At 71.6% G+C, this 26,332-nt stretch carries 22 protein-coding genes; 10 read left to right on the top strand and 12 right to left on the bottom strand.

Annotation, left to right across the window (positions count from 1 at the left end):
* Positions 1 to 16: 16 nt before the first annotated feature.
* The 3 genes from AB0K28_RS04555 to eccCa are packed head-to-tail and all read right to left on the bottom strand — an operon-like array spanning position 17 to position 5,416.
* A complete protein-coding gene (locus AB0K28_RS04555; RefSeq protein ID WP_364365029.1) occupies positions 17 to 1,105 on the bottom strand; it encodes a transglycosylase SLT domain-containing protein in 1,089 nt (362 codons plus the stop codon).
* Positions 1,102 to 1,434, bottom strand: a complete 333-nt coding sequence (locus AB0K28_RS04560) for a hypothetical protein (RefSeq protein WP_364365032.1) — start codon at positions 1,432 to 1,434, stop codon at positions 1,102 to 1,104. Before AB0K28_RS04560 ends, AB0K28_RS04555 begins: the two co-directional genes overlap by 4 nt.
* A complete protein-coding gene (gene eccCa, locus AB0K28_RS04565) occupies positions 1,421 to 5,416 on the bottom strand; it encodes a type VII secretion protein EccCa (RefSeq protein WP_364365035.1) in 3,996 nt (1,331 codons plus the stop codon). The genes AB0K28_RS04560 and eccCa overlap by 14 nt, the downstream gene beginning before the upstream one ends.
* Before the next feature lie 102 nt (positions 5,417 to 5,518).
* On the opposite strand from eccCa, the gene eccD reads away from it, so the two are divergent.
* Positions 5,519 to 6,988, top strand: coding sequence for a type VII secretion integral membrane protein EccD (gene eccD / locus AB0K28_RS04570; protein ID WP_364365038.1), 1,470 nt, complete (start codon positions 5,519 to 5,521; stop codon positions 6,986 to 6,988).
* A gap of 28 nt (positions 6,989 to 7,016) precedes the next feature.
* Positions 7,017 to 7,460 (top strand): YbaB/EbfC family nucleoid-associated protein, encoded by a 444-nt coding sequence (locus AB0K28_RS04575; protein WP_364365041.1) that lies wholly within the window; start codon positions 7,017 to 7,019, stop codon positions 7,458 to 7,460.
* Positions 7,461 to 7,490: 30 nt separating this feature from the next.
* Here AB0K28_RS04575 and AB0K28_RS04580 read toward each other — a convergent pair whose 3' ends face one another.
* Genes AB0K28_RS04580 through AB0K28_RS04605 form a run of 6 tightly spaced genes read right to left on the bottom strand, consistent with a single transcriptional unit; the run spans position 7,491 to position 11,898 of the window.
* Positions 7,491 to 8,915, bottom strand: coding sequence for a hypothetical protein (locus AB0K28_RS04580; protein WP_364365044.1), 1,425 nt, complete (start codon positions 8,913 to 8,915; stop codon positions 7,491 to 7,493).
* A gap of 19 nt (positions 8,916 to 8,934) precedes the next feature.
* Entirely contained in the window at positions 8,935 to 9,345 is a 411-nt protein-coding gene (locus AB0K28_RS04585) for a hypothetical protein (protein WP_364365047.1), read from the bottom strand.
* The gene (locus AB0K28_RS04590; RefSeq protein ID WP_364365050.1) at positions 9,342 to 10,829 is read right to left on the bottom strand and encodes a hypothetical protein; all 1,488 of its coding nucleotides are present in this window, start codon (positions 10,827 to 10,829) and stop codon (positions 9,342 to 9,344) included. Before AB0K28_RS04590 ends, AB0K28_RS04585 begins: the two co-directional genes overlap by 4 nt.
* Positions 10,829 to 11,188: a hypothetical protein gene (locus AB0K28_RS04595; protein ID WP_364365053.1), complete on the bottom strand. Its 360-nt coding sequence runs from the start codon at positions 11,186 to 11,188 to the stop codon at positions 10,829 to 10,831. The genes AB0K28_RS04590 and AB0K28_RS04595 overlap by 1 nt, the downstream gene beginning before the upstream one ends.
* A 40-nt stretch (positions 11,189 to 11,228) precedes the next feature.
* The gene (locus tag AB0K28_RS04600; RefSeq protein WP_345396304.1) at positions 11,229 to 11,540 is read right to left on the bottom strand and encodes a WXG100 family type VII secretion target; all 312 of its coding nucleotides are present in this window, start codon (positions 11,538 to 11,540) and stop codon (positions 11,229 to 11,231) included.
* A 19-nt stretch (positions 11,541 to 11,559) separates the two neighbouring features.
* Positions 11,560 to 11,898: a WXG100 family type VII secretion target gene (locus tag AB0K28_RS04605; RefSeq protein WP_345396307.1), complete on the bottom strand. Its 339-nt coding sequence runs from the start codon at positions 11,896 to 11,898 to the stop codon at positions 11,560 to 11,562.
* 180 nt (positions 11,899 to 12,078) lie between these two features.
* Between AB0K28_RS04605 and AB0K28_RS04610 the strand changes: the two genes are divergently transcribed.
* Both AB0K28_RS04610 and AB0K28_RS04615 read left to right on the top strand, forming a co-directional pair.
* A complete protein-coding gene (locus AB0K28_RS04610; protein ID WP_364365057.1) occupies positions 12,079 to 13,194 on the top strand; it encodes a hypothetical protein in 1,116 nt (371 codons plus the stop codon).
* Between the two features lie 6 nt (positions 13,195 to 13,200).
* The gene (locus tag AB0K28_RS04615; protein ID WP_345396313.1) at positions 13,201 to 14,004 is read left to right on the top strand and encodes a WXG100 family type VII secretion target; all 804 of its coding nucleotides are present in this window, start codon (positions 13,201 to 13,203) and stop codon (positions 14,002 to 14,004) included.
* Between the two features lie 12 nt (positions 14,005 to 14,016).
* Here AB0K28_RS04615 and eccB read toward each other — a convergent pair whose 3' ends face one another.
* From eccB to AB0K28_RS04630, 3 genes are all read right to left on the bottom strand, one after another.
* Positions 14,017 to 15,432, bottom strand: coding sequence for a type VII secretion protein EccB (gene eccB, locus AB0K28_RS04620; protein ID WP_345396315.1), 1,416 nt, complete (start codon positions 15,430 to 15,432; stop codon positions 14,017 to 14,019).
* 117 nt (positions 15,433 to 15,549) lie between these two features.
* Positions 15,550 to 16,473: a M23 family metallopeptidase gene (locus AB0K28_RS04625; RefSeq protein WP_364365061.1), complete on the bottom strand. Its 924-nt coding sequence runs from the start codon at positions 16,471 to 16,473 to the stop codon at positions 15,550 to 15,552.
* 104 nt (positions 16,474 to 16,577) lie between these two features.
* Positions 16,578 to 21,251 (bottom strand): FtsK/SpoIIIE domain-containing protein, encoded by a 4,674-nt coding sequence (locus AB0K28_RS04630; protein ID WP_364365064.1) that lies wholly within the window; start codon positions 21,249 to 21,251, stop codon positions 16,578 to 16,580.
* Positions 21,252 to 21,573: 322 nt separating this feature from the next.
* On the opposite strand from AB0K28_RS04630, the gene AB0K28_RS04635 reads away from it, so the two are divergent.
* The 6 genes from AB0K28_RS04635 to AB0K28_RS04660 are packed head-to-tail and all read left to right on the top strand — an operon-like array spanning position 21,574 to position 26,324.
* Entirely contained in the window at positions 21,574 to 22,239 is a 666-nt protein-coding gene (locus AB0K28_RS04635) for a hypothetical protein (protein ID WP_364365067.1), read from the top strand.
* A gap of 1 nt (position 22,240) precedes the next feature.
* Positions 22,241 to 22,957, top strand: a complete 717-nt coding sequence (locus AB0K28_RS04640) for a hypothetical protein (RefSeq protein WP_364365069.1) — start codon at positions 22,241 to 22,243, stop codon at positions 22,955 to 22,957.
* A complete protein-coding gene (locus AB0K28_RS04645; protein WP_364365072.1) occupies positions 22,954 to 24,249 on the top strand; it encodes an ATPase, T2SS/T4P/T4SS family in 1,296 nt (431 codons plus the stop codon). The genes AB0K28_RS04640 and AB0K28_RS04645 overlap by 4 nt, the downstream gene beginning before the upstream one ends.
* Positions 24,250 to 24,251: 2 nt before the next feature.
* Positions 24,252 to 25,154 carry a type II secretion system F family protein gene (locus tag AB0K28_RS04650; protein WP_364365856.1) on the top strand — a complete coding sequence of 301 codons (903 nt, stop codon included), beginning with the start codon at positions 24,252 to 24,254 and terminating at the stop codon, positions 25,152 to 25,154.
* The gene (locus AB0K28_RS04655; RefSeq protein WP_364365075.1) at positions 25,147 to 26,067 is read left to right on the top strand and encodes a type II secretion system protein; all 921 of its coding nucleotides are present in this window, start codon (positions 25,147 to 25,149) and stop codon (positions 26,065 to 26,067) included. The genes AB0K28_RS04650 and AB0K28_RS04655 overlap by 8 nt, the downstream gene beginning before the upstream one ends.
* Complete coding sequence (locus AB0K28_RS04660) at positions 26,067 to 26,324, top strand: hypothetical protein (RefSeq protein WP_345396339.1); 258 nt, start codon at positions 26,067 to 26,069, stop codon at positions 26,322 to 26,324. Before AB0K28_RS04655 ends, AB0K28_RS04660 begins: the two co-directional genes overlap by 1 nt.
* The last annotated feature ends 8 nt before the right edge of the window (positions 26,325 to 26,332 follow it).

The raw sequence follows: 26,332 nt of genomic DNA on the forward strand, positions 1-26,332 counted from the left end.
CCCGGGGGCGTCCGCGTCAGTAGCCGACGTAGGTCTTGCTGACGAGGCCGGGCACGTTCGAGACGGAGCCGTAGCGGGAGATCGCGTACCGGACGCCGGCGATGATGTTGTCCACCGGGTCGTAGATGTCGCGGTGCCCGTCCATCGCGTAGGCGTTGAACGTGGGGTCGATCGTCTGCATGAGGCCCTTGGACGGGGTGCCCCTGGCCGCGTTGGAGTCCCAGGTGTTGATGGCGTGCGGGTTTCCGCCGGACTCGTGCTGGATGATCCGCCAGATGTCGTTGACGTTCATCTTGGAGGCGGGCACGCCGGCGGCGGTGAGGATCCGTACGGCCTCCTCGATCCACGCCTTGACCCGCTCGGGCGGCGTCGCCGCGCCGGCGGAGGGTGGCGCGCCGCTGGGGCCGTAACCACCGAAGCCGCCGGAAGGCGTGCCGGCGCCGAGCTCCGTGCCGCGCCCGCCCTGCACGGAGGTGCCCTCCGTCTGGTAGTCGGGGTCGGGCACCCAGTCGAGCTTGCGGCCCTTCTCGGGGGTGAAGGTCTGGGTGGTCACGTCCGGTATGGCGTGGAAGGTCAGTCGGCGGTTCTTCAGGTGCTCGCCGATGTCCTTCTTGGCCTTGGAGACGGCCGTCTCGGCGGCGTCCACCCACGGCTTGGCGTCCTTCTTGGCCTGCTCGACCAGCGCGGCGAGCCCGGGCCGCACGTCCGCCTCGGTGGCGTCCGGGTGCTCGTTCATGTACCGGGTGCGGTAGCTCGCGGCGTTCGTGCTGAGGTCGCGGCAGATCGAGGAGATCTCGGTGTGCGACTCGCGCAGCGCGGACGCGGCGGACTTGAGCGCGGCGGCGCAGTCGTTCAGCGCCGTCTTGAGGCTCTCCGCGGCGGTGCCGTACTTGCGCATGTAGTCGTCGAAGCTCTTGGCCGAGCGGCCGTTCCAAGCCTCGTCCACGTTCCTGACCGCCGACGACAGCGCCCCGGCGAACTCCTCGATGTCGCCCGACGACGCCGTCCACTGCTCGGCGATCTTGTCGATGCCGCCGGGCTTGCCGGTCACCTTGCGCAGCATCTCGTCGAGCGCGGCGCCGCCGGGCAGGTGCGCGACGCTCACGACGTGGCCCGGTGGGCCGCGCGGATGTTCTCCTCGACGTCGCTCAGGCCGCGCTCGGTGCCCTTGAGCTTCTTGCGCGCCTCGTCCATCTCGCCGATGAGCGCCGACCAGACGCTGTTCGCGGCCGACGCGAGCCCCGCCGAGCCGGGCAGGTGGCCGAAGGTGTCGGCGCTGACCGGGGTGCGGTTGTTGTGCACCTCCCCGTCCGCGTCGTACGTCAGCTCGCCGGGATTGCGCTCGGTCAGCGTGTCCTGGTACTGGCCCGCCGCCTTCTTGATGGCGGTGCGGCACCGGTCGAGCGCGGAGAGATGGATGTCAAGGTCGGCCATGGTCGGTCCCCCTTTCTGCGTCCAGGAACGCCGTCTGCATCAGGCGCGAGCCGTAGCGGCGGTCCACCAGGTGCCCGCGGCCGGGCGGGAGCGGCTGCGGGCGCACGTTGCCGAACAGGTAACCCTCGTCCTTGCTGCCCGACATGAGCAGCGCGGGCGTCGCCATGTCCTTCAGCCGCTGGATGACCGGGTCGAACATGGCCCGGCTCGCGCCGCCCATCTGGCGCGACAGCACCAGGTGCAGGCCGATGTCGCGGGCCTGCGGCAGCAGGTCGACCAGCGGGTGCAGCGGGTTGGCCGAGGTGGCGACGAGGTCGTAGTCGTCCACGATGACGTACAGGTCGGAGCCCTGCCACCAGCTCCTGTCGCGCAGCTGCTCGGGCGTCAGGTCGGCCGGGGGCAGGCGGCTGAGCAGCGCCTCCTTGGCGTCGTTGATGAGGCTGGCGGCGGCGGCGCTGGAGGCGGCGTAGCCGATGCGGTGCGGGGTGACGGCCGAGTCGAGCAGCGAGCGCCGGTAGTCGATCACGATCAGCATCGCCTCGCTGGGCTCCTTCCTGCTGACCAGGCCCTCGGAGATGAGCCGCAGCAGGTTAGACTTGCCGCTCTCGTTCTCGCCGAACACCACGAAGTGCGGGTCGGAGTCGAAGTCGAGCGCCATCGGCGACAGCGACGCCTCGTCGATGCCGATCGGGATGCGGTCGGGGTCCTCGGGCAGCGCGGAGACCGGCAGGACGGCGGGCAGCAGCCGTACGGGCGGCGCGACGGGGCCCTGCCACGACTCGCGTACGGCCTGCACCAGCGCCCTGACTCCGGCGGCCAGGTCGGAGGAGTTCTGGACCCCGTCGATCCTGGGCAGCGCCGACAGGAAGTGGAAGCCGTCCTTGGTCAGGCCGCGGCCCGGCGTGCTCTCGGGCACCGCCATCGCCTGCTTCCTGCTGACCTCCGACTCGTAGGAGTCGCCCAGCTTCAGCTCGATCTTGGTGCCGAACAGGTCGCGGATGCTGGGCCGGAACTCCGACCACTTGTTGGTCGCGGCCACCAGGTGGATGCCGTAGCCGAGGCCGCGGCCCGCGATGTCGGTGATGGTCGGCTCCAGCGAGTCGAACTCCTGCCGCAGCGTCAGCCAGCCGTCCACGACCAGGAACACGTCGCCCCAGCCGTCGCCCTCGATCGTGCCCTCCTGGAGCATGCGGCGGTAGGCGGCCATCGACTCGATGCCCTGCTCGCCGAACTCGCGCTCGCGCCGCTCCAGGATGCCGGCGATCTCGGCGACCGTACGCCGGACCCGCTCGCCGTCGAGCCGGGTGGCCACGCTGCCGACGTGCGGCAGGCCCTCCAGCGAGGCGAGTGCGCCACCACCGAAGTCGAGGCAGTAGAACTGCACCTCGCGCGGGGTGTGCATGAGCGCCATGCCGGTCACCAGCGTCCGGACCATGGTGCTCTTGCCGCTCTGCGTGCCGCCGGCCACGCCGACGTGTCCCGCCGCGCCGGAGATGTCCAGCCAGTACGGGTCGCGCCGCTGCTCGAACGGCTTGTCCACGATGCCGACGACGGCGTGCAGCTTGCCGCGCCCCTGCCAGCCGGTCGTGGACAGGCCGTGCTCGGGGCTGACGGACAGCGGCGGCAGCAGGTGGGCCAGCGTGGGCGGCTCGGACAGCGGCGGCAGCCAGATGCGGTGCGCGGCGGGGCCGTGCCCGCTCAGGCGGGAGACGACGACGTCGAGCAGGCTGCGCTGACCGGCGGCGGCCGGCTCCGGCTCCTCCTCTTCCTCGGGCTCCTCCGGCTCGGGGATCTCGGGCAGCGGCAGGTAGGCGGGGCTGTACTCGACGACCTCGCGGATGGGCGCCTGGCCGTCGGTGGCGCCCGACGTGGCGGGGTCGGACTGGTGGACGCCTGACACGTACGCGGCCTTGAACCTGGTCATGCCGGTCGTGTCGAACTTCAGGTAGCCGTTGCCCGGCGCGGACGGCAGCTCGTACGCGTCCGCCACGCCCAGCACCACCCGGCTCTCCATGGCCGAGAACGTGCGCAGGCCGATCCGGTACGACAGGTGCGTGTCCAGGCCGCGCAGCCGTCCCTCCTCAAGCCGCTGCGAGGCCAGCAGCAGGTGCACGCCCAGCGAGCGGCCCAGCCGGCCGATCATCACGAACAGGTCGATGAACTCCGGCTTGGCCGCCAGCAGCTCGCTGAACTCGTCCAGCACGATGAACAGCGTCGGCATCGGCCGCAGGTCGGCGCCCTGCTCGCGGGCCCGCTCGTAGTCGCGCAGCGAGGCGTAGTTGCCGGCCGCGCGCAGCAGCTCCTGGCGCCGCACCATCTCGCCGTGCAGCGCGTCGTGCATGCGGTCGACCAGCGGCAGCTCGTCCTCGAGGTTGGTGATGACGGCCGAGACGTGGGAGAGCGTCTCCAGGCCGAGGAACGTCGCGCCGCCCTTGAAGTCGACGAGCACGAAGTTGAGTATCTCGGAGGAGTGCGTGATCGCCAGGCCGAGCACGAGCGTGCGCAGCAGCTCCGACTTGCCGGAGCCGGTGGCGCCGATGACCAGCCCGTGGGGGCCCATGCCGCCCTGCGCCGACTCCTTGATGTCCAGCTCGACCACGCGGCCGTCGGCGCCGAGCCCGATCGGCACCCGCAGCCGGTTGCGTCCCGCCCTCGGCTGCCAGGTGACGGCGGCCTGCAGCAGCGCGGGGTCGCCCACGCCGAGCAGGTCGGTGAGCGTCATGCTGGTGCCCAGCACGTCCTGGGCGTCGCCGTCGGAGCCGGCCGAGGCCCGCAGCGGCGCGAGCTGCCTCGCCAGCCCCTCGGCCCTGGCGTAGTCGAGCCGGTCGGGGTCGCCCAGCCGGGTGGACGAGCGCTTGCCCGCGTGGTCGATCTTCACCATGTGGAAGCCGTCGGGCTGGATGTCCAGCCGCAGCGTGGCGGCCTCCTCGACCGGTCCCGTCGCCTCCGACAGGTCGATCACGGTGACGCCCTGGATGGCGTCCGTGCCGAGCTGCGAGTCGTGCGGCACGTGCCCGCCGTCCACGATCACCACGTGGTACGGCAGCGCGTCGGCCGCCGTGTTCGGCCGGAACCTGGCCCGCTCCTTCAGCTCGTCGCCCACGAGCTGGTCGAGGTGGCTCATGTTCTCGGCCATGAGCCGCACCTTGCCCGCCGCGTCCACCTCGTCGGGGTGCAGCGCGTGCGGCAGCCACTTCACCCAGTCCCAGTGCGGCATCCACTCGCCGCTCGCGCACACCAGCACCCGCATGTCGTCGGGGGAGTGGAAGGTGACGAGCTGCGCGATCATGGCCCTGACCAGCGAGCGCATCGCCCGCTGGTCGCCGGTGAGCCGGATCCTGGCGAACGAGTTGAGCGCCACCGCGACCGGCAGCCCGGCCACCGTGGAGTGCGCCCTGACGAAGCGGCGCAGCGCGCCCGCGGTCAGCGCGTCGAGGTCCTCGACGGGCTTGGTGTCGGGCGGGACGAGCTGCACGGCCAGCTTCTGCACGCCGGTGCCGAGCCGTACGGTGCCGAAGTCGTCGTCGCGCGGTCTGCGCTCCCACAGGCGCGGGCCCATCGCCACCCACCACAGCGTGTCGGGGGCGGGGCCGCTCCACTCCAGGGCCTCACGCTGCTGGATCGCGGCCTTGCGGACGCGCTTGCGGATCTGGCCCAGGTAGCGGAAGTAGTCGCGGCGCAGGCCGTTCAGCCGGTTCTTGCGCTCGCCCGAGTTGCGGCCGAGCTGGCCGACCGTCATGCCCAGCATGGAGACCGCGAACAGGCCGCTGGCCACGTACATGATGGGGTTGGAGTTGCCGCCCGCGGTGAACATCAGGCCCATGGCGGCGCCGCCGGCCAGCATGGGCACGTACATCAGGATTCCGGTGAATCCGGCCGGCTGCACCTCTGGGATCTCGGGCGGCGACTCCAGCAGGATCTCTCCACGCGGTGGCTGAGGACTCGGGCGGCGTTCCGGCCGCCGTACGACAACGATGCTCACTGGGCGGACAACCCTCCTGTCACCTGAGACACTTTCTTACCAGACACACCGTCCCTATATGTTCGCCATGTCGGATTTAGCCAGCCAGTCATTGGAGTGGTCGTGACCTCCCTCGCCCACCAGCCGATGCAGCCGATGCAGCCCATACCGCCCGCGCCCCCCGCCGGGCAGGGCGGGCAGCCGCGGCCGCACATGCCGCTGGCGCCGCTCTGCCACGTCACGATCGTCGCGCCGCGCCGCAGGGTGGACCTGGCGCTGCCGGCCGACGTACCGCTGCCGCACGTCTTGCCCGGCCTGCTGCGCGCGGTCGGCGAGGCGGGCGGCGACGCGGCGGGCGCGCCGGGATGGGTGCTGCAGCGGCTCGGCGGGGCGCCGTTCGACCTCGGGCAGACGCTGACCGCGCTGGGGGTGCTCGACGGCGAGATCCTCTACCTGCGCCCGCGCGAGGCCCAGCTGCCGCCCGCGCTCTACGACGACGTGGCCGACGTGGTCGCCACCGGCGTCTCGGAGAGCACCGGCAAGTGGGAGGGCCGCCACACCAGGACGCTCGGCGCCGGGGCCGCCTCCGTGCTGCTCGTGCTCGGCGTGCCCGCGCTGGCCCTGTCGGGCAGCGAGCCGCTCGGCGTGACCGTGGTGGCGGGCATGCTGGCGCTGCTGCTGATCGGCGTCAGCGCGGCCCTGTCCAGGGCCGTGGGCGACTCCTCGGCCGGCGCCCTGATCGGTTACGCGGCGCTCCCGTACGCCTTCCTCGCGGGCCTGTACGGCCTCATGAGCGGCTCCACACTGGCCGGGGTCGGCGCACCCCACCTGCTGGCCGCCCTGACCTGTACGGCGCTGGTGGCCACGATCGGCGGCACGGTCGTCGCCGACGGCGTGGCGGGCTTCCTCGGCACCGCCATCGCGACCGTGGCGGGCGCGATCGCGGCCGGCATGGTGATGGTGTTCGGCGTGCCCGCAGCGGGCACCGCCGCGATGACCGTGACCGTGCTCATCGCGCTCAGCCCGCTCATCCCGACGCTGTCGTTCAAGATCGCCAGAGTGCCGCTGCCCCCGTTGCCCACCAACGCCGAGGAGCTGCGCGCCGACAACCAGCGCGTCGACAGCGACGGCATCCTCGCCCGCACCGCCCAGGCCAGCAGGTACGCCACCGGCATGGTGGCCGGCATCGCCATGACCGCGATCGGCGCGCTGGCCTTCCTGGTCGCCGAGCCCGGCTGGATGTCCGGCTCGATGGCCGCCGTGCTCTGCCTGGTGCTGCTGCTGCGCGCCCGCGTCTTCGGCGGGCTCGGGCAGCGGCTCTGGCTGCTGTGCTCGGGGCTCGGCGGGCTCGGCACGATGGCCGTCATGCTCAGTACGGGCTCGGGCACCGTGGCGGCGGCTGCCGTGGTGATGGCGCTGCTGTGGCTGTCGATGCTGGTCGTCGGGCTGGGGCTGTGGCTGCCCTCCGGGCGGCTGTCGCCGTTCTGGGGCCGGGCGGGCGAGATCGTGGACGTCATCCTGCTCGTCGCGCTGTTCCCGCTCGCGCTGGGCGTGCTCGACGTCTACGTCTGGATCCGCGGCCTGTCCGGCTGAGCACCGTACTGAGAGAGTTGGAGAGAGCATGATGGATCGTGACTTCGACTTCAGCGGCGTCGACGTCGACGAGCTGCTGAAGAAGAACGAGGCCCAGATGGCCCGCATCGCCGAGCTGGGGCCCGCGCTGGAGGAGATCGTCGGCACGGGGCAGGACGAGGACGGCCTGGTGACGGTGGAGTTCGTCGCCGCGGGGCTGAAGGACGTGATCCTGCATCCCAAGGCCATGCGCCTGTCGTCGGGCGAGCTGGCCGCGCGCATCAAGGAGGCGTTCACGGCCGCCGCCGCCGATCTGCAACGGCAGACCTCGGAGGCGATGGAGGAGCTGTTCGGCGAGGACAACCCGATGCGCTGGGCCGGCAACGCCGACGGCGCGATGGAGATGATCCACCGGGCCGAGTCCGCCTACAACCGCACCTTCGAGGACGTCATGGGCGAGCTGGTCCGCATCCGCAACCGGATGGAGGGCTGACCGGGTCCCGCGAGGGACCCGGCCGGCTCCTCAGCAGAGCTTCTCCGGGCTGGTCGGCACGGGAGGCGACCAGATGTCGGGCTCGGAGTCGTAGTACTCCCTGGTGTGCTCGTCGCAGTGGTCCTGGGCGCCCGCCCCCATGGCGCCCGGCGGGAAGGCCATGAAGCCGTTACCGGGGGTGCCGCCGCCGCGCAGCACGGCGGGGCTGGTGGCGGCGGGGCCGCCGGCGCCGTACCAGGGGCCGCCGGCCGTGGGGCCGCCGCCGGTGAACGGGGTGCCGCCGGGCGGCTGGGTGGTCGGCAGGACCCCGGGCGGCGTCGAGGTGTAGGGGTTCGGCGTCGCGTACGGGTTCGGAGTGGTCGTCGTGGGCGGCGGCTGGGTCGTGGTCTGGGCCAGGTCCGTCCCCGAGTCCTCGGCGGTGATGACCGGGGGCACGTCCTGCTGGTCCTGCTCCTGGTCCTGGTCGCCCGGCTGGTCCTGCTGCGGGGTCTCCGTGCCCGGCTGCTGGGTCGCCGGGTCGTCGCCCGTGGACGGGTCGTCCTGGCCCTGCCCACCCGGGTCCTGCGGCTGGGTCGTGCCGTCGCCCTCGTCGCCGTCGTCCTTGCCGGTGCCGTCGGAGCCGTCGGAGCCGTTGCCGGTGCCGTCGGAGCCGTTGCCGGTCGAGCCTGAGCCGGTCTTGTCGCCGGAGCCCGTCGTGACGTCGGGGTCGGACGTGCCGCCGTTCCAGCGGCCGTCGCCGTTGCCGTTGGACAGGTCGGTGACCGTGGGCGCGGTCAGCTTGTTCGCCGGCTGGGTGTCCACGGTCAGCGGATTGATCGTCGGCATCTCGAACGCGAGCCCGTCGGCGATCCGCGCGTTGATGTCGGCGATCTCGTTGTTCAGGCTCTCCAGGTGCTTCCTGGCCCGCTCGTCGGCGTCGGCGTCCAGCGGGGCGTAGCCCATGCGGCCCGAGCCGCCGCCACTGCCGCCGCCACTGCCGCCGCTGCTGTCGATCACCGGTGGCGCGGTCTCGCCACTGGGCTCGCCGCCGGGCCCGCCGTTCGTCATGCCGCCGCCGGAGTTCTCCTCCGGGTTGCCCGCCGGAGCGGGCACGGTCGAGCGGTAGTGCCGGACCCGCTCGGCGTACTTCTGCATCGGCTCGCCGGTCTTCTGCATGGCCTCGCCCAGCGCGCCCGCGCTGGCGTGCAGCAGCCGCAGCGCCTTCAGCGCCTGCTTGGCGCCGTCGCCCCGCCACACCTCGGACAGGTCCTTGGCCGCCTTCATCAGCGCACCCTGGACACCGCCCTCCCCCTTGATCAGCTTGGCCGCCTCGACGTAGCTCTTGCCCGCCCTCTCGATGCTGTCCGGGTCGGTGCCGTTCAGATAGCTGACCACCCGCTCCCTGGTGACGCTCAGGTCCGGCCTGCTCTCACCGAGGTAGCTGTAGATCCTGATGGGCTCCCACTGATCGGCCATCTCTCATCCCTGCCGCTTCTCACGCACTGCTGTCGGCGTGACCCTTCTCGTAGTTCGAGACGGCCCGCTCGACCGCCTCCGCCCACTTCTCGACGTAGCCGATGAGCTCGCTGTAGCTGTCGCCGAACACTTCGTACGCGCGGGCGGTGTTGTAGCCGAAGCTGCTGGCCACCTCCCAGGACCCGGTCTCGCCCGGCCCGACATTGCCCAGCCCGGCCACCTCGCCGACCGTGCCGGGGCCGCTCCAGGTGGCGCTCATGTTGGCCGGCTGGTTCCCGTACAGCGAGCCGAGCTCCTCGCGCAGCCGCGAGACGACGGCCCTGACCTCCGAGTGGTCGATGTACGGGCCCCGCCCGTCGTCCTCCAGCCCGGGGAAGTCCTTGGCCAGCTCCAGTTCGGGCACCGGAGAGCTGTCTTCAGCCGGTCTCATGCTCTGCCTTTCGTACCACTGTCGATGTTGGCGTCGATGGTCGGCACGTCGCTGGAGAAGTAGTCCTCTTCGTCCCACACGTACGCGCTGCGCCCCATCTCGCTCTTTTTCTCCTCCTGCTTCTGACCGCTCGGCGGGACCATCGGCATCATCGGGAGGCCGCCGCCGCCCAGCCCGCGCATGGCGGCCGCACCGGCCGGTCCGCCGAGGGCGCCGCCCACGGCGCCGTGACCACCGGAGCCGCCTCCGCCCGGGCCGCCGGCGTAGCCGGTGCCGATCCCGGTGGAGGCGGGCGGGTTGACGCCGGTGTTGGGGTTCGGAAGGCCGCCGAGCTGGGACGGGTCCGGCAGGCCGGCCAGCGAGGTGCTGTCCGGGGTGCCGGGAGCCTTGAGGTCGGTCCCGTCGACTCCGTTGCCGTTGGGGAGGTTCGCGCCGTTGATGGCGTCGAGCCCGGTGCCGTCCTGGCCGGTGCCGTTGATGCCGGTACCGTCAGGCCCTGCGCCGTCGGAGCCGGTGCCGCCGGTGCCGCCGATGCCGTCGAGGCCGTCGAGCCCGGTTCCGTTCTGGCCCGTGCCATTCTGGCCGTCGCCGAGGCCGCCCACGCCGCCGAGCCCGGGGATCTGGTGCTGGCTCGGGTCGTAGAGGCCGTCCTGGTTGGGCGGAGCGAACTCGCCGAGGCCGGTGTCATTCGGGTTGAAACCGACGTTGCGCACGTTGGGGCCGCCGCCATAGGGCGTCTTGGGCATGTCACCCGGGCCCAGGTCGAACAGCGGGATGTCGGTCCGCAGCTGGGCGGGGAAGACCTGGTTGTTGGCCGCGGTGGCCTGACTGAGCAGCCGGATGTGCTCCTTGGCGAGCTTCCTGTCCTTCTCCTCCTTGGACTCGCCGACGAGGTTGGCGAAGGGCCCGTCGGTGAAGAGGGACGTGATGCCGCCCGCGACCGTGCCGAAGACGGCGCCGATCACCGCGCCGGGTCCCGCGCCCACGCCGCCGAAGAACGCGCCGCCGATCGCACCGACGCCTGCTCCCGTCGTCCCTCCCTGGAAGGCGGCCTCCAGGAAGGAGACGTCTCTGTCGGGCGTCTCGGGCAGCTTGCTTCCGCTGTAGGTGGCCAGCGTGTGGGCCTGCAGCAGGAGGGCGGGGGCGACGCCCGAGGGGTTCGTGGCGCACTGCTTGGCGTCCGCGGGCTGGGCGTTGATCGTCGTGGAGACGTCGGCGGCCGAGTCGCGCAGCTTGCGCAGCGCCTTCTTGACGATCTTGGCGTCATCGCCCTGAGTCCAACGCGCGTCCAGCGCCCGCAGGTGCTTGTCGAGCACCTCGACCAGGTTGTCGAGGCGCTTCTTGGCGGTCATCAGCTCACCCGCCGCCGTGCGGAGCAGCTCCGGCTTGTTGGCGGTGAGCGTCTCACGCACCATCTGCGTGGTCGCGCCGTCGAACTCGGTCTGGTCGATCTGCGTCCTGATCGGTTGCTGTTGCTCGGCCATCAGACCCGCATCGTGTTCGAGCGCTCGGAGCTGTCCTTCTCCACACCGTCGTAGCCGCCCACGGCCTCCTCCAGGAGGTCGATCGCGTTCTTCAGCTGGCTGACGATGTTCTCGTACGAGGCGGTGACCGCGGCGATGCCGTTGTTGGCGCTCGCCTGGAAGCCCATCGCGGCCGGCCAGAACCCGTACATGGCCTGAGAGTCGGTGGTCAGTTGGTTCACGCCCCCCTGCGACGCGAAGGCCGGCGACACGTCATCGCCGGCCTTCTCCGGGGCCAGCTGCTTGAGGGCCTCGAGCAGGTCTCTCCGCGCCGCCTTGATCGCTTCCTTGCTGAGGTCCACTCCACGATCGGTGCCCATGCTCCCCCTTTGTCAGGGCCCCGGCGAGATCGCCTGGGTCTTACTTGTGGTCGAAGATCCGGCTGTTGATCATCTCGACCTGCTGCATGTTCATGTTCGTGACGTTGATGTTCGACTTCAGCGCTTCCACGAACTGCGACATGTCCCTGGCCTCGAGCTCCCAGAGCTTGCGGACCTCGTCGAAGACGGTCTTGGTCTGGCCCTGCCAGATCGCGCTCTTGGCCAGCAGGTCGCGCTCGAGCTCGTCGAGGCAGGTGACCATGTCGTTGAACGCCTTGGCGAAGGCTTCCTCGCCCTTGCCCAGGCCCTGGAAATTGACCTTTGTGACGTCGAAGATGTCGTCTGCAGGCATGCTGTCCTCCTGGAGTGCGTCAGGTCCGGCCGTTGAATCCAGCGTTGATCGCGGCGGCGATCCTGTTGGTCGCCTCCTCGCGCTCCTGGTTGAACTGGACGTAGTTCCTGTTGCTCGTCGTGATGTTCTCGGCCAGGGTCTTCAGGCTCTGGAGTACAACGTCCATGCGCTGGTGCCAGATCTTGTGCACGGCGTCGAACGCCGCCTCCGACTGGCCGACCCAGTTGTGCTTGAGTTCCACGCCCGCGGTGTCGAGGTTGCGCTGGATGGTACGCAGCCGGATGGCCGCGTCCTCGATACGCTGCACCGCCGCGACGAGATCGGCTTGGCTTACTTGAGTCTGCGGTTCGGCGCCCACAGGCTCTCCTTCCTTGCTGGTCGGCTTACTACCGCCGACCGCGCACTGTCGGCATGGTCGTCACAGTAGTGAACATCGATCACTAGGGTCGCACGTGATCACGTCAATTTTCCATATCAATGGGGTGGATGGTGCCGGTTTGCCAGATAACGTATGTGCTTGATGTGACAAGGGGGGCGTATGGCGAATCCATCGGCCGCTAGTGACCCGTTCTCCTCAGCTCTGAGCAGCTTCGGGAGCGCCGTCGATCCTTTCAAGAAGGATCCCGAGCTCGACATGAAGCCGGACAAGGTGCGCAGCCTCGGCAAGAACGTCGGGAGCTACGCCCCCACCATGGGCGACCTGAGCGAGAAGACCCGCGCCATCGACATGAGCCCGTTGACGTTCGGCGTGATCGGGGGCGGCCTCAACGTCGTGCACCGCAACGTCCGCGACGGCGCCGCCGACGCGCTGGCGAGCGGCCAGCAGGTGCTGGAGTCCTGGCAGGCCGCGATCAACCAGATCGCGGAGAACGTCGACGCCGCGGAGCAGGCCAGCAAGGCCAAGAACAAGAACCCCGGTGGCCCGGGGGGCGTCAAGATGCCCCAGGGGCCCGGCGACATGAAGAACATCGGCCCGTTCGACCCGGACCTGAAGTCGCCCGGCGGCCCGAAGGTGCCGGGCATGGAGGACATCGACGGCCCCGGCACCCCCGGTGTCGACATCCCAGGCCCCGGCGGCCCGGACGCGCAGAACCCGGACATACCCAACCCGGACGTCCCGGATCCGAACCTGCCGGACCCCAACGCGCAGAACCCGGACATGCCCAACCCGAACGTGCCGGACCCGAACCTGCCGGACCCCAACGCGCAGAACCCGGACATCCCTAATCCGAACGTGCCGGACCCGAACATCCAAGACCCCGATCTCAAGGGCCTCGACCAGCCCGCGACCTCGGACCTCGCCGGGATCGACCGCAACCTCGCCAACCAGATCCCGCAGGCCCGGATCCCCGACCCCAACGCCTTCGACCCGCGCACCACGAACACCATGCCGCGGACGAGCCTGGTTCCCGAGAGCGGCATAGGCGGCGGCGGCTCCGGCGGCGCGGGTGGCGGCACGCCGCCGCCCGGCAGCATCTCCAAGGCGCTCAACTCCGGCATGCCGTTCTACCCGCCGCCCATGGGCGGCGGCGCCGGTGCCATGAACCGGGACGAGAAGAACGGCGAGGGCGGCCCGTACCTCAGCGAGGAGGAGAGCGCCTGGGGCTTCGACGAGGAACACGGCCCGGCCGTCATCCGCAACGAGGAGGTGTAGCAGCGCATGGCCTACGAGTCGGATCGCAACGAGTACCTGGTCGCCCTGGGCATGGCTGGACTGGCGTCGACAGTCATGCCGTACGCGCGGCCGCTGGTCGCCCTCATGGCCATGGTCACGATGGACCCGGCCGAGCAGGACCGGGCCGCGGACCAGTGGCTCGACGCGACGCCGGTCGGCGTGAAACCCGTCGCCGACTCGAAGGGGTCGCCGACCGCGGCCGGCGCCGGCGACCTCGCGGTCCTGCGCTCGGAGCTGAAGCGGATGGTCGCGGAGATCGGCAAGCAGGACTGGAAGGGCCAGGCCTACACGACGTTCCAAAAGAGGGCGGAAGAGCTCGATCGGAAGCTGGAGACGCTCGACAGGAACAGGGAGGGTTGCGGCCAGACGCTCAAGGCATCGGCCCATATCTCCCACTGGGTGCTGCAGTTCTTCAAGTGGATCGCCCGCGCTCTTGCCGGGTTCGCGGCGCTCGTGGTCGCCTCCACATTTAATCCGGTCGCCCGCATCGCCGTCATGCAAAGCGTCATGAAGGTCGTGGTGAAGATGCACGCGACGGCTTTGAGGATCTTCACGCAACACCGCAAGGTCATCTTGAGGGTCGCGATGGCGGTGGGCGCGGCGGGTGTGGTCTATAACCAGGCCAGCAAGGATCTGCTGGCCATGAACGCCGTCCCCACCAAGACGCCGGACCTGATCGACGGAGCCATCCAGTACGACGTGGAAGAGGTGGACTTCACCGAATCCCCGCTCGCCAAGGCGGGCGCCAACAAGCCCGACCTGGGCATGCTCGGAAACGTGGGCGTCTGAGCCGGGCCCGCGTCACTTGCTCCCGGCCGTCAGCGGTGTCCAGGCGGCGGCCGGGTCCAGGGCGGGGCCCTGCGGGATCGCGTGCATGATGCTCGCCGGCACCGGCGCGACGTCGCCCGCATCGTAGCCCAGCTTGCCCAGCACGTCGCCCGACGGCAGCGGGTGACGCACGCCCTGGTCGGTGATCAGGGACAGCGCGTTGGTCACCGCGTTGATCTGGCCCTCGCCCGGCAGCAGCCCGGCCACGACGGCGCTGCCCGGCGGCAGCAGGATCTGGTCGTACTGGCCCTGCACGGCCGAGCTCGCCGGGGTGGGGATAGGGATCTTGCTGCCCGCCGTCACCTTCGTGGCCAGCGAGCCGGCCTGCGTGGCGCCGTACACGATGCACAGCGGCACCGAGCCGTTGACGCCCATCACCTTCGGCATGGCCTGCGGCAGCGAGGTGTCCATGACGTTCGTCTTCGAGGGCGAGGCGTTGGCGGAGGCGGCGTCGATCGGGATGGCCCTGACGGCGGCGCTGCCGTACGCCTTCTTGCTCTCGGGGTTCTCCAGCAGGAGCGTGGCCTGCACGGGGGAGATGGGCGCGAGGCCGTCGGCGAGCAGCACGTAGTAGCGGGCCGGAGTGCCCTGCGCGGCCGGCACCGTGAACACCTGGCCGACCGTCGCGGCCACCTTGCCGCCGCTGCGGATCTTCTTGCCGCGCTGCTGCACCCGCGGGCCGTCGAAGTCGTGGCCGACGGGCAGCGCGTTGAGCCAGGCCGCCGGCACCTGCCGGGGCTGCGCGTTGAGCGCGCGCACGCCGTGCGCGGGCACGCGCATGCGGCGCTCGCCCCAGATGAGCCAGTTCTGGCGGCCGTCGGAGACCACCATCGCGTCCCCGCCGATCGGCCGCCCGCCGACGTCCTGCCCGCCCACCAGGCTGGTGTACGACTTGCTCCCGACGAGCTTGTCGGGCCCCTCCACCACGCACACCGACCAGGGCGCCTTGACCAGCTTCTCCTTGACCGGCAGCGAGTCGGGGGCCCCGGAGATGCCGATGAGCGGCCCGCGCGCGTAGTCGGCCAGGGAGGCCGCGGTCACGGTCTTGGTCGTGATCTCGGCGGAGTCGAGCACCAGCCGCGCGGAGACGTAGTTGGCGACCGGCAGCATCCGCCGCTGCTGCTCGCTGTAGATGTACTTGGCGCCGCTCTCCTCCTCGACCAGCAGCTGCCCCGGGTCGGTGAGCTTGGTGGCGTTGCCCGGTTTGATCATTCCCCAGATCCCGAACACCGCCATGATGAGCACCGCGACCAGGATGCCGCCGAAGGTGGCGACGTTCTGCCGCCGGGTGGGCGGCTCGGCCACGTCGGGCTCGGCCTGCAACAGGGCCATGCCGAGCCGCTGCTGCTGCAGCCGGTGGGCCTGGTAGAGGTCCTTCTTGGTCTGCACGGCACCTCCCTGCGACAAAACCCGCGCATCAGCATAAAGGCCCTGCCGTCTCAGCAGCCCCTCAGGTATCGCTGAGACGGCAGGGCCCTGCCGCGAACATCCCTACGAACGTGAACGTCAGGCGCAGTGCTCGAACGGGCTGTCGTACTTGGCGGAGCCGATCGAGCCGCCCCACTTGACGCAGGTGCGCAGCGCCTTGGCACGGACCGGGCCCGCGTAGTACTGGAAGCTGCCCTTGTCGATCGCCCGCTTCTTGCCCTTGACCTCCAGGTAGGCGGTCATGGACGCCTTGCCCGAGCCGCTGTTGCGCAGCGCGACCACGCAGTTCTGGCCGTTGGAGGCGTTGTAGAGCAGCGCCACCCGGCCCTGGCTGCCCAGCGAGGCCGAGTCGATCTGCTTGAAGCCCGAGCCGCAGACCTGGGGCGCCGTGTACGGGTTACCGCCGCCGCCGGTCTTGTTACTCGTGGTCGGTGCGCTGCCGCCGCCGCAGTTCTTCGAGGTCACGGTCTGGTTCGGGTACTTGAACCGGACGCCGTTGAAGGTGGCCGGGATGATCGAGCCGCCGGACGTGCGCACCTCGTAGTGCAGGTGCGAGATCAGGCTGTACTTGGCCGACGTCTTGCCCACGGTGCCGATCTTCTGGCCCTGCTTGACGCTCGCGCCCTTGGCGACCGAGCGGGCGTTGAGGTGGGCGTACAGCGTGACCGTGCCGTCGGAGTGCTGGATCTTGATGACGTTGCCGAAGCCGTCGGTGGTCCGGTACTCCGACATCACGACCTTGCCGGCGGCCGCGGCGACCACGGTACGACCGAGGTCGCCGTTGCCGTCTCCCGCGCTGCCGTTGAAGTCGATCTCGTTGCCGGCGGTGTGGGCGGAGCTCTTGCTGCTGCCCACCCACTTCTCCCCACAGGGGAAGGGAAGCTGGTAGGTGACGCCGGCGGCGGCCGCGCTCGCAGTGGAGACGGCCGAGGCGGGGGTCGTCCAGAGGAGGGGGAGCGCCGCGGTGACACACGCGCTCGCGATGAGGATCTTCTTACGCACGGCACCGAAGCCTGCCAGCTCGATGATCGCCCCGGCTAGCGGTTTCGCAGGATGTTCACCGGAATGAGTCGATTTTTGTTGATTTAGGGGTCGCGCCGGCGGGGTCACTCGTCCGGCAGGGCCGCCTGGATCGGGGTGATCGTCCCAGCCGTCACCAGGAAGCCGCGGCCCTGCGGCCCGCCCGTCGCGCCGCGCGGCAGCCGGATCGTGAACAGGTCCCCGTCGGTCTGCCCCTGCACCGCGAGCAGCACCCCCGTACGCGCCTTGCGCGTCTCCGCCACGAACCCCCGGTACGCCACCGCGAGGTCCCCTGTCGTTCCCGCGATCAGCAGCCCGTGGTCGCCGTCCCGCCCGGAACGCAGCACCTCCTCAAGCGCCGTGCCGAGCGGCCCGTCCGGGTTGATCAGCTCGGCGTCGTCCACCAGCACCACGTAGTCGTGCAGGTCGGCCACCAGCTCAGCCAGGTCGGTCGCCTCGCCGTCCAGCACCGCCACGGCCCCCTCCAGGTCCCGCAGCGGGCTGCGCCTGGGCGCGACCGCGACCACGGGCGTGCCCTGGGCGATCAGCGACCGGGCGGCCGTCACCAGCACCGACGAGCGCCCCGAGCGGGACGGCCCGGCGACCACCGCGCCGGGGCCCTGGGCCAGCAGGTCGAGACCAAGCGGCGCGAGCGCGTCGCCGCCCGCGCCGATCAGCGCCCACAGCGGCGACGGCGGGCTGAAGCCGGGCTCCAGCTCCATCGCCTGCGTGGCGGTGATCCGCAGCGGCAGCGCGTCCACCCGCAGCGGCGGGCCGCCCGCACCCCATGGCCGTCCAGCGGCCGGGCCCGCCTCGCGGGCCAGCGCCTGCAGCGCCGCCACCTGCGCGGGACCCGCCGGGTCGGCGGCGAGCAGCGCGATCTGGTGCTCGACGATGCCGTGCTCGCCCATCGACAGCGCCCGGCCCGGCGGCAGCACCGACGGCAGGCCCTTGAGCGGGAACCCCGCGAGGCCGTAGTCGGCGGCGTCGGACAGCCGCAGCAGCAGCCGGTCGTCGAAGACCGTGGACACCTGGCCGAGCAGCCCCGACCGGTCACTGGTGACCACCGCGCGCAGCCCCACGGCGGGGCCCTCGCGCAGCAGCTGCAGCAGTGACTCGATGAGCCTGCCGTAGTCGTAGCCCTCGAACGCGGCCACGAAGCCCTCCCAGCGGTCCAGCATGAACACCAGCCACGGCAGCCGGTGCCCCGCCTGCCGGTACTCCGCCAGCGAGGCGTGCCCGGCCTCGGCCAGCAGCTGCTGGCGCCGCCCCACCTCGGTCTTCAGCCGGTTCAGCAGCCGTTCCATGCGGTCGAGCTGATCGCGGGTGATGACCGCGCCGCAGTGCGGCATCGCCACCAGCGGCAGCAGCGCGCCTGAGCCGCAGTCCACCGCGTGCACGTGCACGTCGTCGGGGGAGGTGTGGGCGGCGATCGAGCCCGCGATCGTGCGCAGCACCGTCGAACGCCCGCTGCGCGCCGCGCCCGCGACGAGCAGGTGACCGCCGTGCGCCACGTCGAGCGCCAGCGGGCTCCTGTCCTGCGACCACGGCCGGTCGGTGCTCCCGAACGGCAGCGGCCGCACCTCGTCGTCCTGGGCCCGCGGGCCCGCGGGAAGGTCCAGGACGAGACGGTCGGGGAGCGGCTCAAGCCATGGGCTCGGCTGCGCGGGCACGCCCGCCAGCTCGGCGGCCTCGATGAGCGCGTCGGCGACCAGCGTGAGGTCCGTGGTGGCGGCGTCCTCCTCGTCACCCTGAGGGGGCGGCGGCAGCGGCTTGCCGAGGGCGCGCCAGCCCACGTCCAGCACCCGTACGCGGGCCGCGGCACGCTCGCCGCCCGCCGCCGGGCCGCGCCCGCCCACCCTGGCGGTCTGGACGGCCACCGCCGCCCCCGCGCCCGAGCGCACGTAGCACCGGCCCGGCGTGTTCTTGGAGATGTGCGCCGCGTCCGGCTGGTCGATGACGTCGGCCGACTCGGCCGGCTCGGTCACCCGCAGCGCGATCCGCAGCGAGGTGTTGGCCTGGATGTCGGCCGTCACCACGCCGGCCGGCCGCTGGGTGGCCAGGATCAGGTGGATGCCCAGCGAGCGGCCCCTGCGGGCGATGTCCACCAGGCCCGTCACGAAGTCGGGCAGCTCGGCCACCAGCGCGGCGAACTCGTCGATGATCAGCACCAGCCGGGGCAGCCCCGGCCCCTCGTAGTCGTCGATGTCCTTGGCCCCCGCCGACAGCAGCAGGCGTTCCCTGCGCCTGATTTCGGCGGCCAGCGAGTCGAGGGCTCGCTGGGTCAGGTGGCCGTCCAGGTCGCTGACCATGCCGACCGTGTGCGGGAGGCGTACGCACTCCTTGAAGGCCGCCCCGCCCTTGTAGTCGATGAGCACGAACGTGAGCTGGTCGGGCCTGTTGGCCACCGCCAGCGAGCAGATCAGCGTCTGCAGCAGCTCCGACTTGCCCGCGCCGGTGGTGCCGGCGATCAGCCCGTGCGGGCCGTCGAGCTTGAGGTCCACCGAGAAGGGACCGTCGGGGCCCACCCCGATCAGCGCCTGCGTGCTGCCTCGCTTCCCCCACCTCGCGGCCAGCTCCGCGGCCGAGGGCGCCGGCATGGCCATCAGATCGAGCAGGCGGGCCGCGTCGGGCAGGTTGCCGCCGGGGTCGTCCCTGCTCACGTCGCGGATAGGCGCGAGTGCCCTGGCCAGCCGGTCGCACCAGGCGGGCGAGACCCGGTCGGACAGGACGGGGCCGATCACGTCGAGGCCGCCGCCGCGCAGGTGGACGAGCCCGTCGTCACCGCACGCGGCCACCGTCTGGCACTCCTCGGGCAGCAGCCGCTGGTCCTCGTCGATGGCCAGCGTGAACACCCCGGCGCGCGGCCCCTGCCGCAGCACCTGCGGCATGTTCGGCAGGCCGCGCAGCACCTGGGCGCCGTCGAGGATCACCAGCACGTCGTACGGGCGCATGTCATAAGAGGAGAACGTGGGCTTCTCCGGCCCGCCTAGGTCGTCCCAGCCGGTCGGGACCTTGCCCAGCTCGGGGATCGTGGTGTTCTGGCGCTCGTCGATGAGCGCGGCCAGCTCCGAGACCCGGCGCGCGGCCGACTCGGGGTCGGTGCCCACCAGCGCCACGCACTCCTGTCCTGCCTGCGGCGTGCAGTGCGGCAGCCAGCGCAGCCAGCCCCAGCGCCGCTCGGCGTCCGCGTGCGCCGACACCACCACGATGGCGAGGTCGCGCGGGCTGTGCAGGGTCGCCGCCTGCGCGATCAGCCAGCCGGCCAGCCCGGTCGCCGCCGTACGCGGGCCCGTCACGCCCGCCACGCCCAGCCGGCGCATCGGCAGCGCCACCGGCACGGAACGGCAGACGGGCGGGTCGATGGGCCCGCCCTGCTCCTCCGACAGCTCCAGGTCGGCGGGCAGGTCGGCGAGCCCCACCCGCAGCCGCAGCGCGTCGGAGTCGTGGATCCTGCGCTCCCACAGCCGCCGGCGCGGCCCCGTCGCGGTCAGCAGCACCTGGGCCGGGTCGGGCGCGTCGGCCCGGCGAGCCGCCTCGTCGGCGGCGCGGGCCCGCTCGACGGCCTCGTCGTACGCCCGCACCTCCTCCTGGTGCTCCTTGACCGCCTTCTTGTACTGCTTCTTGCCGTGCCGCCGGTCGCTCCACCACTGGCCGATCATGATGATCGGCGTCATGAAGGCGACGAGCAGGTAGTACCACTGCTGAAGCGCGATCGCCAGCGTCAGCCCGAGCACGGCGGGCAGGCACGCGGCGAGCAGCTGCAGCCGCATCCCCTCGCTCCTGGTGGGCGCCTTCGGCTTGACGAACGTGCGCTGCGGCTCCGGCCTGCGCAGTCGGGGCGGCCGGTTGTAGGCCACGCCGCCCTCGGTGCGCGGCGCCAGGTGCGCGTCCTTCGGCTCGATCGAGGTGAGCACGAACACCGAGGAGCCGCAGGTCAGCACGGCCTGGTCGGGCCACTCGACGGGGTCGGTGACCGGCTCGCCGTCCAGCTCGGGCACCTCGCCGTAGCCGGCCGACAGCTCCGCCGCCTGCCGCTCCGCGGTCCGCGCGGTGAGCTCGGCGACCTCCTCGGCCCAGCGTCCCTTGAGCTTCAGCTTCGGCGCCTCGCCGGGCGGCCGCCAGGCCGGCTCGACGGTGATCGACTCCGGTCGCACGCGTACGGTGACGGCCTCGGGCGCGAGCGCCGGGTCGCGTACCGTGATCGCGCACATCGGGTCCGCCCCGATGACGTGCACGCCGAGCCCCAGGCGGTGCACGGCTCCCGCGGCGGGGCCGCCGACCACGCGGACCTCGGCGACGCCGCCCGGCTCCTCGACGACGGTGGCACGGGCGAGCGCGGCGTCCAGCGTGACCTTGTCGCCGTCGCGCAGCACGGCGGTGACCTTGGCCGCGGGGTCGAGCGGGCGGCCGTCGCGCCACAGCACGGGCGGCCCCATGTCGGAGCGCTCGGGGCGGCGCGGCCTGGGCACGTGCGCGCCCGCGGCGGCGGGGGCGTACGGCGCCCGTGATTGGGCCCGTGATTGGGCCCGTGATTGGGCCCGTGCCTGGGGCAGGCGGAGGACGTCGGCCAGCGGGCGCTCGTCGCAGAGCGCCGCGCTCAGCCTGGCCACCGTGAGCCCGTCGTCGGCGTCGATCACGACGTCACGGTCACCCTGTCCGCCGTCGCGCTCGCGGCCGGCCTCGCCGGCCTGCCCGTGACGGGGTCCGCTTCCCTGCCCATCACCGGGCCCGCCGATCACGGTGAGCATGATCCGCATGTGCCGTCTCCTGGGTCGACTTCGGGCGCCCAAAGTAGCGTCCGGAACGTGGCCGGGTGCGCCTGTTGACGGGAATGGCATGGCGAGCGCGATTAGGGGGCCCGCAATCGCTGTGAAAGCTGTGACGGGAGTTATCCCAGAGGCGACGTGCCGGAAATTTCGAGATTCGTCAACTTGATAGAAACGATAAGCATCGATGAATTCGGCTTGACACCATGTCACCTGCGAAAGAAGCATGGGTCACCGAATTCCGCCACCTCCGCCGGAGCGATCCCCACATAATGGCGTGAATTCCGCAATTCACTCCGGGAGCCCCCCACCCATGAGGACCAGTGAAAAGCCTGCCGCCAACGCGGCGGGGTTGTCCGGGCCGGCCTCGCGCAAGCTCCCCGTACCTCCCAGGGAACGCAAGCCCGCGCTCGCCGCGCTGGCCGTCCTGCTCATCCTGGGCGGGGCGCTGGCCACGACCATGCTCGTGCTCAACAGCGGCGACAGGGTGTCCGCCATTCGCGTCACGCAACAGGTCGGCGCGGGCCAGAAGTTCACCAAGGAGACGATCGAAGAAGTGAAGATCGCCGACACCGGCATCGACTTCGTCGCGTGGTCGCAGCGCCAGCAGGTGCTCGACAGCTTCGCCTCCGTCACCATCCTGCCTGGCACGCTGCTCACCAATGAGATGGGCGTACGGACGAGCAGCGAGCTGGGCGAAGGAAAAGCGACCGTCGGATTGTCCCTCAAGCCAGGACAAATGCCGGCCGGAGTGGACAAAGGCGATCGCGTACAGGTGATTCTCGTGCCCAGCCGGCAGAGCCAGGGAGAAAGCCGCGTGCTCGCCGCGAGCGCGCTCGTCTTCTCCGCGGGCGAGCGGTCGAGAAGCGCGGCCTCCGGCCAGATCACCGTGGTCGTCGACGCCCCGGCCGCGCCCGAGATCGTGGCCGCCGCCTCCGCCGGCGAGATCGCGGTGGCCGAACTTCCGGGAGCGCGCTGACGTGGGGCTCATCGTACTGGCGGCCGACAAGGGCGCGCCGGGGGTGACCACCGCCGCCACGGCGCTGGCGGCGGTCTGGCCGCGTCCGGTGCTGCTGGCCGAATGCGACCCCGCAGGCGGCGACCTCGCCTACCGGCTGCCCGCCGCCGACGGCGGCGTGCTCAACCCGGCCAAGGGGCTGCTCACGCTCGGCGCCACCGCCCGGCGCGGCCTGGAGGCGGCGCAGATCCAGCAGCACACCCAGAAGATCGTCGGCGGGCTCGACGTGCTCGTCGGGCTCGGCCACGGCGAGCAGGCGGCCGGCCTCACCTGGCTCTGGGGCCCGCTCGGCAGGGCGCTGGCCGCCATACCGGGCGCCGACGTCATCGCCGACTGCGGCAGGCTGGGCGCCCACCCGCAGCTCGGCGACCTCATCGCCGAGGCCGAGCAGGTCGTGCTGCTCACCAGGGCTACCCTCGACCACGTCGCCCACCTGCGCGAGCGGCTGCAGATCACCAAGGCGCACGGCGTCGTCGTGATCGCCGACCCGCACAACTACCGCGGCTCGATCGAGGACGTCCGCAGGATCGTCGGCAACACCGTGCAGTACGTGCACGGCCTGGCCCACGACCCCAAGGGCGCCGAGCTGCTGCGCGGCCAGTGGGGCGGCAGGCTCGACCGCTCCCTGCTCATCCGTACGGCCCGCGACCTCGCGCAGAGGCTGGTGAGCCACCGATGATCGACCACTCCCTCGTCAAGCGCTTCCGCCAGGAGGTCGGCGACCGCCTGGCCCACCAGCGCCGGCTCGACCAGGCCAACGGCCTGCCCCCGATGACCGGCGAGGACGAGCGCCAGTTCGCCAGGGCGCTGATCTCCCAGGTGCTGGAGGAGCACGCCCGCAACGAGATCGGCTCCGGCCGCACCCCGCCCACCGTGGAGGAGGAAGAGGCGCTCGCGGCCGGCATCCACGCGGCGCTGTTCGGGGTGGGCAGGCTGCAGCCGCTGCTCGACGACCCCCAGGTCGAGAACATCGACATCAACGGCTGCGACAAGGTCTTCGTCAGCTACGCCGACGGCCAGGAGCTGATGCACGACCCGGTCGCCGAGTCCGACGAGGAGCTCATCGAGCTCATCCAGATCCTGGCGGCCTACTCCGGGCTGTCGAGCCGGCCGTTCGACACCGCCAACCCCCAGCTCGACCTGCGGCTGCCCGACGGCTCCCGGCTCAGCGCGGTCATGGACGTCACGGTCAGGCCGGCCATCTCGATCCGCCGCGCCCGGCTCGGCAAGGTCTTCATGACCGACCTCGTAGGCAACGGCACGATAAGTCCGGACGTGGGGCGGTTTCTCGCGGCGGCCGTCGCCGCCCGCAAGAACATCATGATCGCCGGATCCACCAACGCGGGCAAGACCACCCTGCTGCGCGCCCTGGCCAACGAGATCCCGGCCACCGAGCGCCTCATCACCGTCGAACGCGCCCTTGAGCTCGGCCTCGACCAGTTCCCCGAACTCCACCCCAACGTCGTCGCCTTCGAGCAGCGCCTGCCCAACTCCGAGGGCCAGGGCGAGATCTCCATGGCCGAGCTGGTCCGCCGCTCCCTGCGGATGAACCCCAGCCGCGTCATCGTCGGCGAGGTGCTCGGCGACGAGATCGTCACCATGCTCAACGCGATGACCCAGGGCAACGACGGCTCCCTGTCGACCATCCACGCCAATTCCAGCATGGAGGTCTTCAACCGCATCGCCACGTACGCGCTGCAGGCCTCCGAGCGCCTGCCCATCGACGCCACCCACATGCTCATCGCCGGAGCCATCGACTTCGTCGTCTTCATCGAGAAGCGCAACGACTACCACCTCGGCGGCAAGCTGCGCCGCTACGTCTCCAGCATCCGCGAGGTCAACGGCTGCGACGGCCGCGTGCTGTCCAGCGAGGTCTTCGCGCCAGGCCCCGACGGCGCCGCCGTCCCGCACGCGCCGCTCTCCTGCCTGGAGGAGCTGGCCGCGCACGGCTACCACCCGGGGGGCTGGTGAGCATGCCGTTCACGTTCGACCCGCTCGCGCTGCTGGCCGGCGCCGTGGCAGGCGGCGGCCTGTTCCTCTTCGTCGTCGCCCTGTACGGCCTGCGCCCCCGCCCGGGCCGCCCCAAGCGCCACCTGGTCAAGATGCTGACCACCCGCGCCGCCGTGGCCGCCGTCGCCGCCGTGCTCGTCCTCGTCGTCACCCGCTGGCCGGTCGCCGCCGTCGGCACGGTGCTGCTCGTCTTCGCCTGGCGCGGCCTGGCCGGCGGCGCCGCGGAGGAGCGCGCCGCCATGCGCCGCCTCGAAGGGCTGGCCGCCTGGACCGAGTCGCTGCGCGACACCATCGCCGGCGCCGCCGGGCTCGAACAGGCCATCCCGTCCTCCATCAGGGCCGCCGCGCCCACGCTCAGGCCGCACCTGCGGGCCCTGATCGACCGGCTGCACACCAGGATGGCCCTGCCCGAGGCGCTCGCCCGCTTCGCCGACGACCTCGACGACCCCTCGGCCGACCTCGTCGTGGCCGCGCTCATCCTCAACTCCAAGCTGCGCGGCCCCGGCCTGCGCGACGTGCTGGGCGCGCTCGCGGTCTCCGCCCGCGAGGAGCTCGACATGCGCCGCCGCGTCGAGGCCGAGCGCCGCGCCACCCGGCGCAGCGTGCAGATCGTGGTGATCACCGCGCTCGCCTTCGCCGGGCTGCTCGTCGTGTTCAACCCGTCGTACGTGGCCGAGTACGAGGGCCTCCTCGGCCAGGCCGTGCTCGTGGTCGTGGCCGGCCTGTTCGGCGCGGGGTTCGCGTGGATGCGCCGGCTGGCCAGGTTCGACAAGCCCACCCGCCTGCTGATGGGCGGTGCGGCGGTCGTCTCCGCGCCTGCCGCGGAACGGCCGGTCGTCCCCAACGGAGGTGGTGGCCGTGGTTGAAGGCGCGATCGCCGGAGCGGTGCTCGGGCTCGGCATGTTCGTCCTGTTCCGTGCGCTCTTCCCGGCCCGTCCAGGACTGGTGGCGCGGCTGCTCGCGCTCGACGCCGTGCGCGAGGACGCCGGCGCCCCCCGCATCCAGCTCATACTGCCGGACGAGGAGGTCAGCGCGTTCCGGCGCGGACTCGGCGTCCGGCTGGCCGCCATCTACGGCGCCCGAGGCTGGGAGGTCAGGTCGGTCAAGGCGGACCTGGCCCTGCTCGGCCGCTCGTTCGAGGCGTTCCTCGCCACGAAGGCGCTGCTGGCGGCCGGCGGCCTGCTCGCGTTCCCGCTGCTGCTGGCCTGGCTCGTGCTCATGGAGTGGGGCACCTCCCTGGCCATCCCGTTCTGGGCCGCGCTGCTGGTGGCCGCGATCTTCTTCTTCCTGCCCGACCTGCAGGTCAAGAAGGACGCGGCGGCCAAGCGGCGCGACTTCCGCCACGTCGTCGGCGCCTTCCTCGACCTCGTCTCCATGAACCTGGCCGGCGGCCGCGGCGTCCCCGAGGCGTTGATGATGGCCGTCTCGGTCAGCGGCGACCAGCCCAACTGGGCCATGGGCCGCATCCGCGACGCCCTCAGCGGCGCCCGCATTGTCGGCATCACGCCGTGGCAGGCGCTCGGCCAGCTCGGCGAGGAGATCAACGTCGACGAGCTGCGCGACCTGTCCGCGGCACTCGGCCTGGTCGCCGACGACGGCGCCAAGGTGCGCGCCTCGCTCACCGCCAGGGCCGCCACGCTGCGCCGCCGCGAGCTGGCCGAGATCGAGGGCAGGGCGGGCGAACGCTCGCAGTCGATGCTCGTCGCCCAGCTCCTGCTCTGCGCCGGCTTCGTGATCTTTCTCAGTTTTCCCGCCGCTATGAAGATGTTGGGGGTCTGATGCACCATCCCTGGATCGTTTACCTCACGGCTTATCTCGGCGTACGCGTCCACCGCGCCCGCACCGCGCCCACCCGAGGCGCGTCGGCCGTCGAATGGGTGATCATCACGGCCATCATCGCCGGTGTCGCGCTCGGCCTGGCCACGCTGATCAAGACGCTGGTCGAGAACCAGCAGAACCAGATCGAGCAGAGCTTCGGCGGCGGTGGCGGCAGTGGTGACGGCGGAGGCGACGGCGGAGGTGGCGAGGCCCCGTGAGAGCCCGG

Origin of the sequence: Nonomuraea sp. NPDC049504 (genome assembly GCF_040676845.1) — a bacterium.
GTDB lineage: Bacteria > Actinomycetota > Actinomycetes > Streptosporangiales > Streptosporangiaceae > Nonomuraea > Nonomuraea salmonea.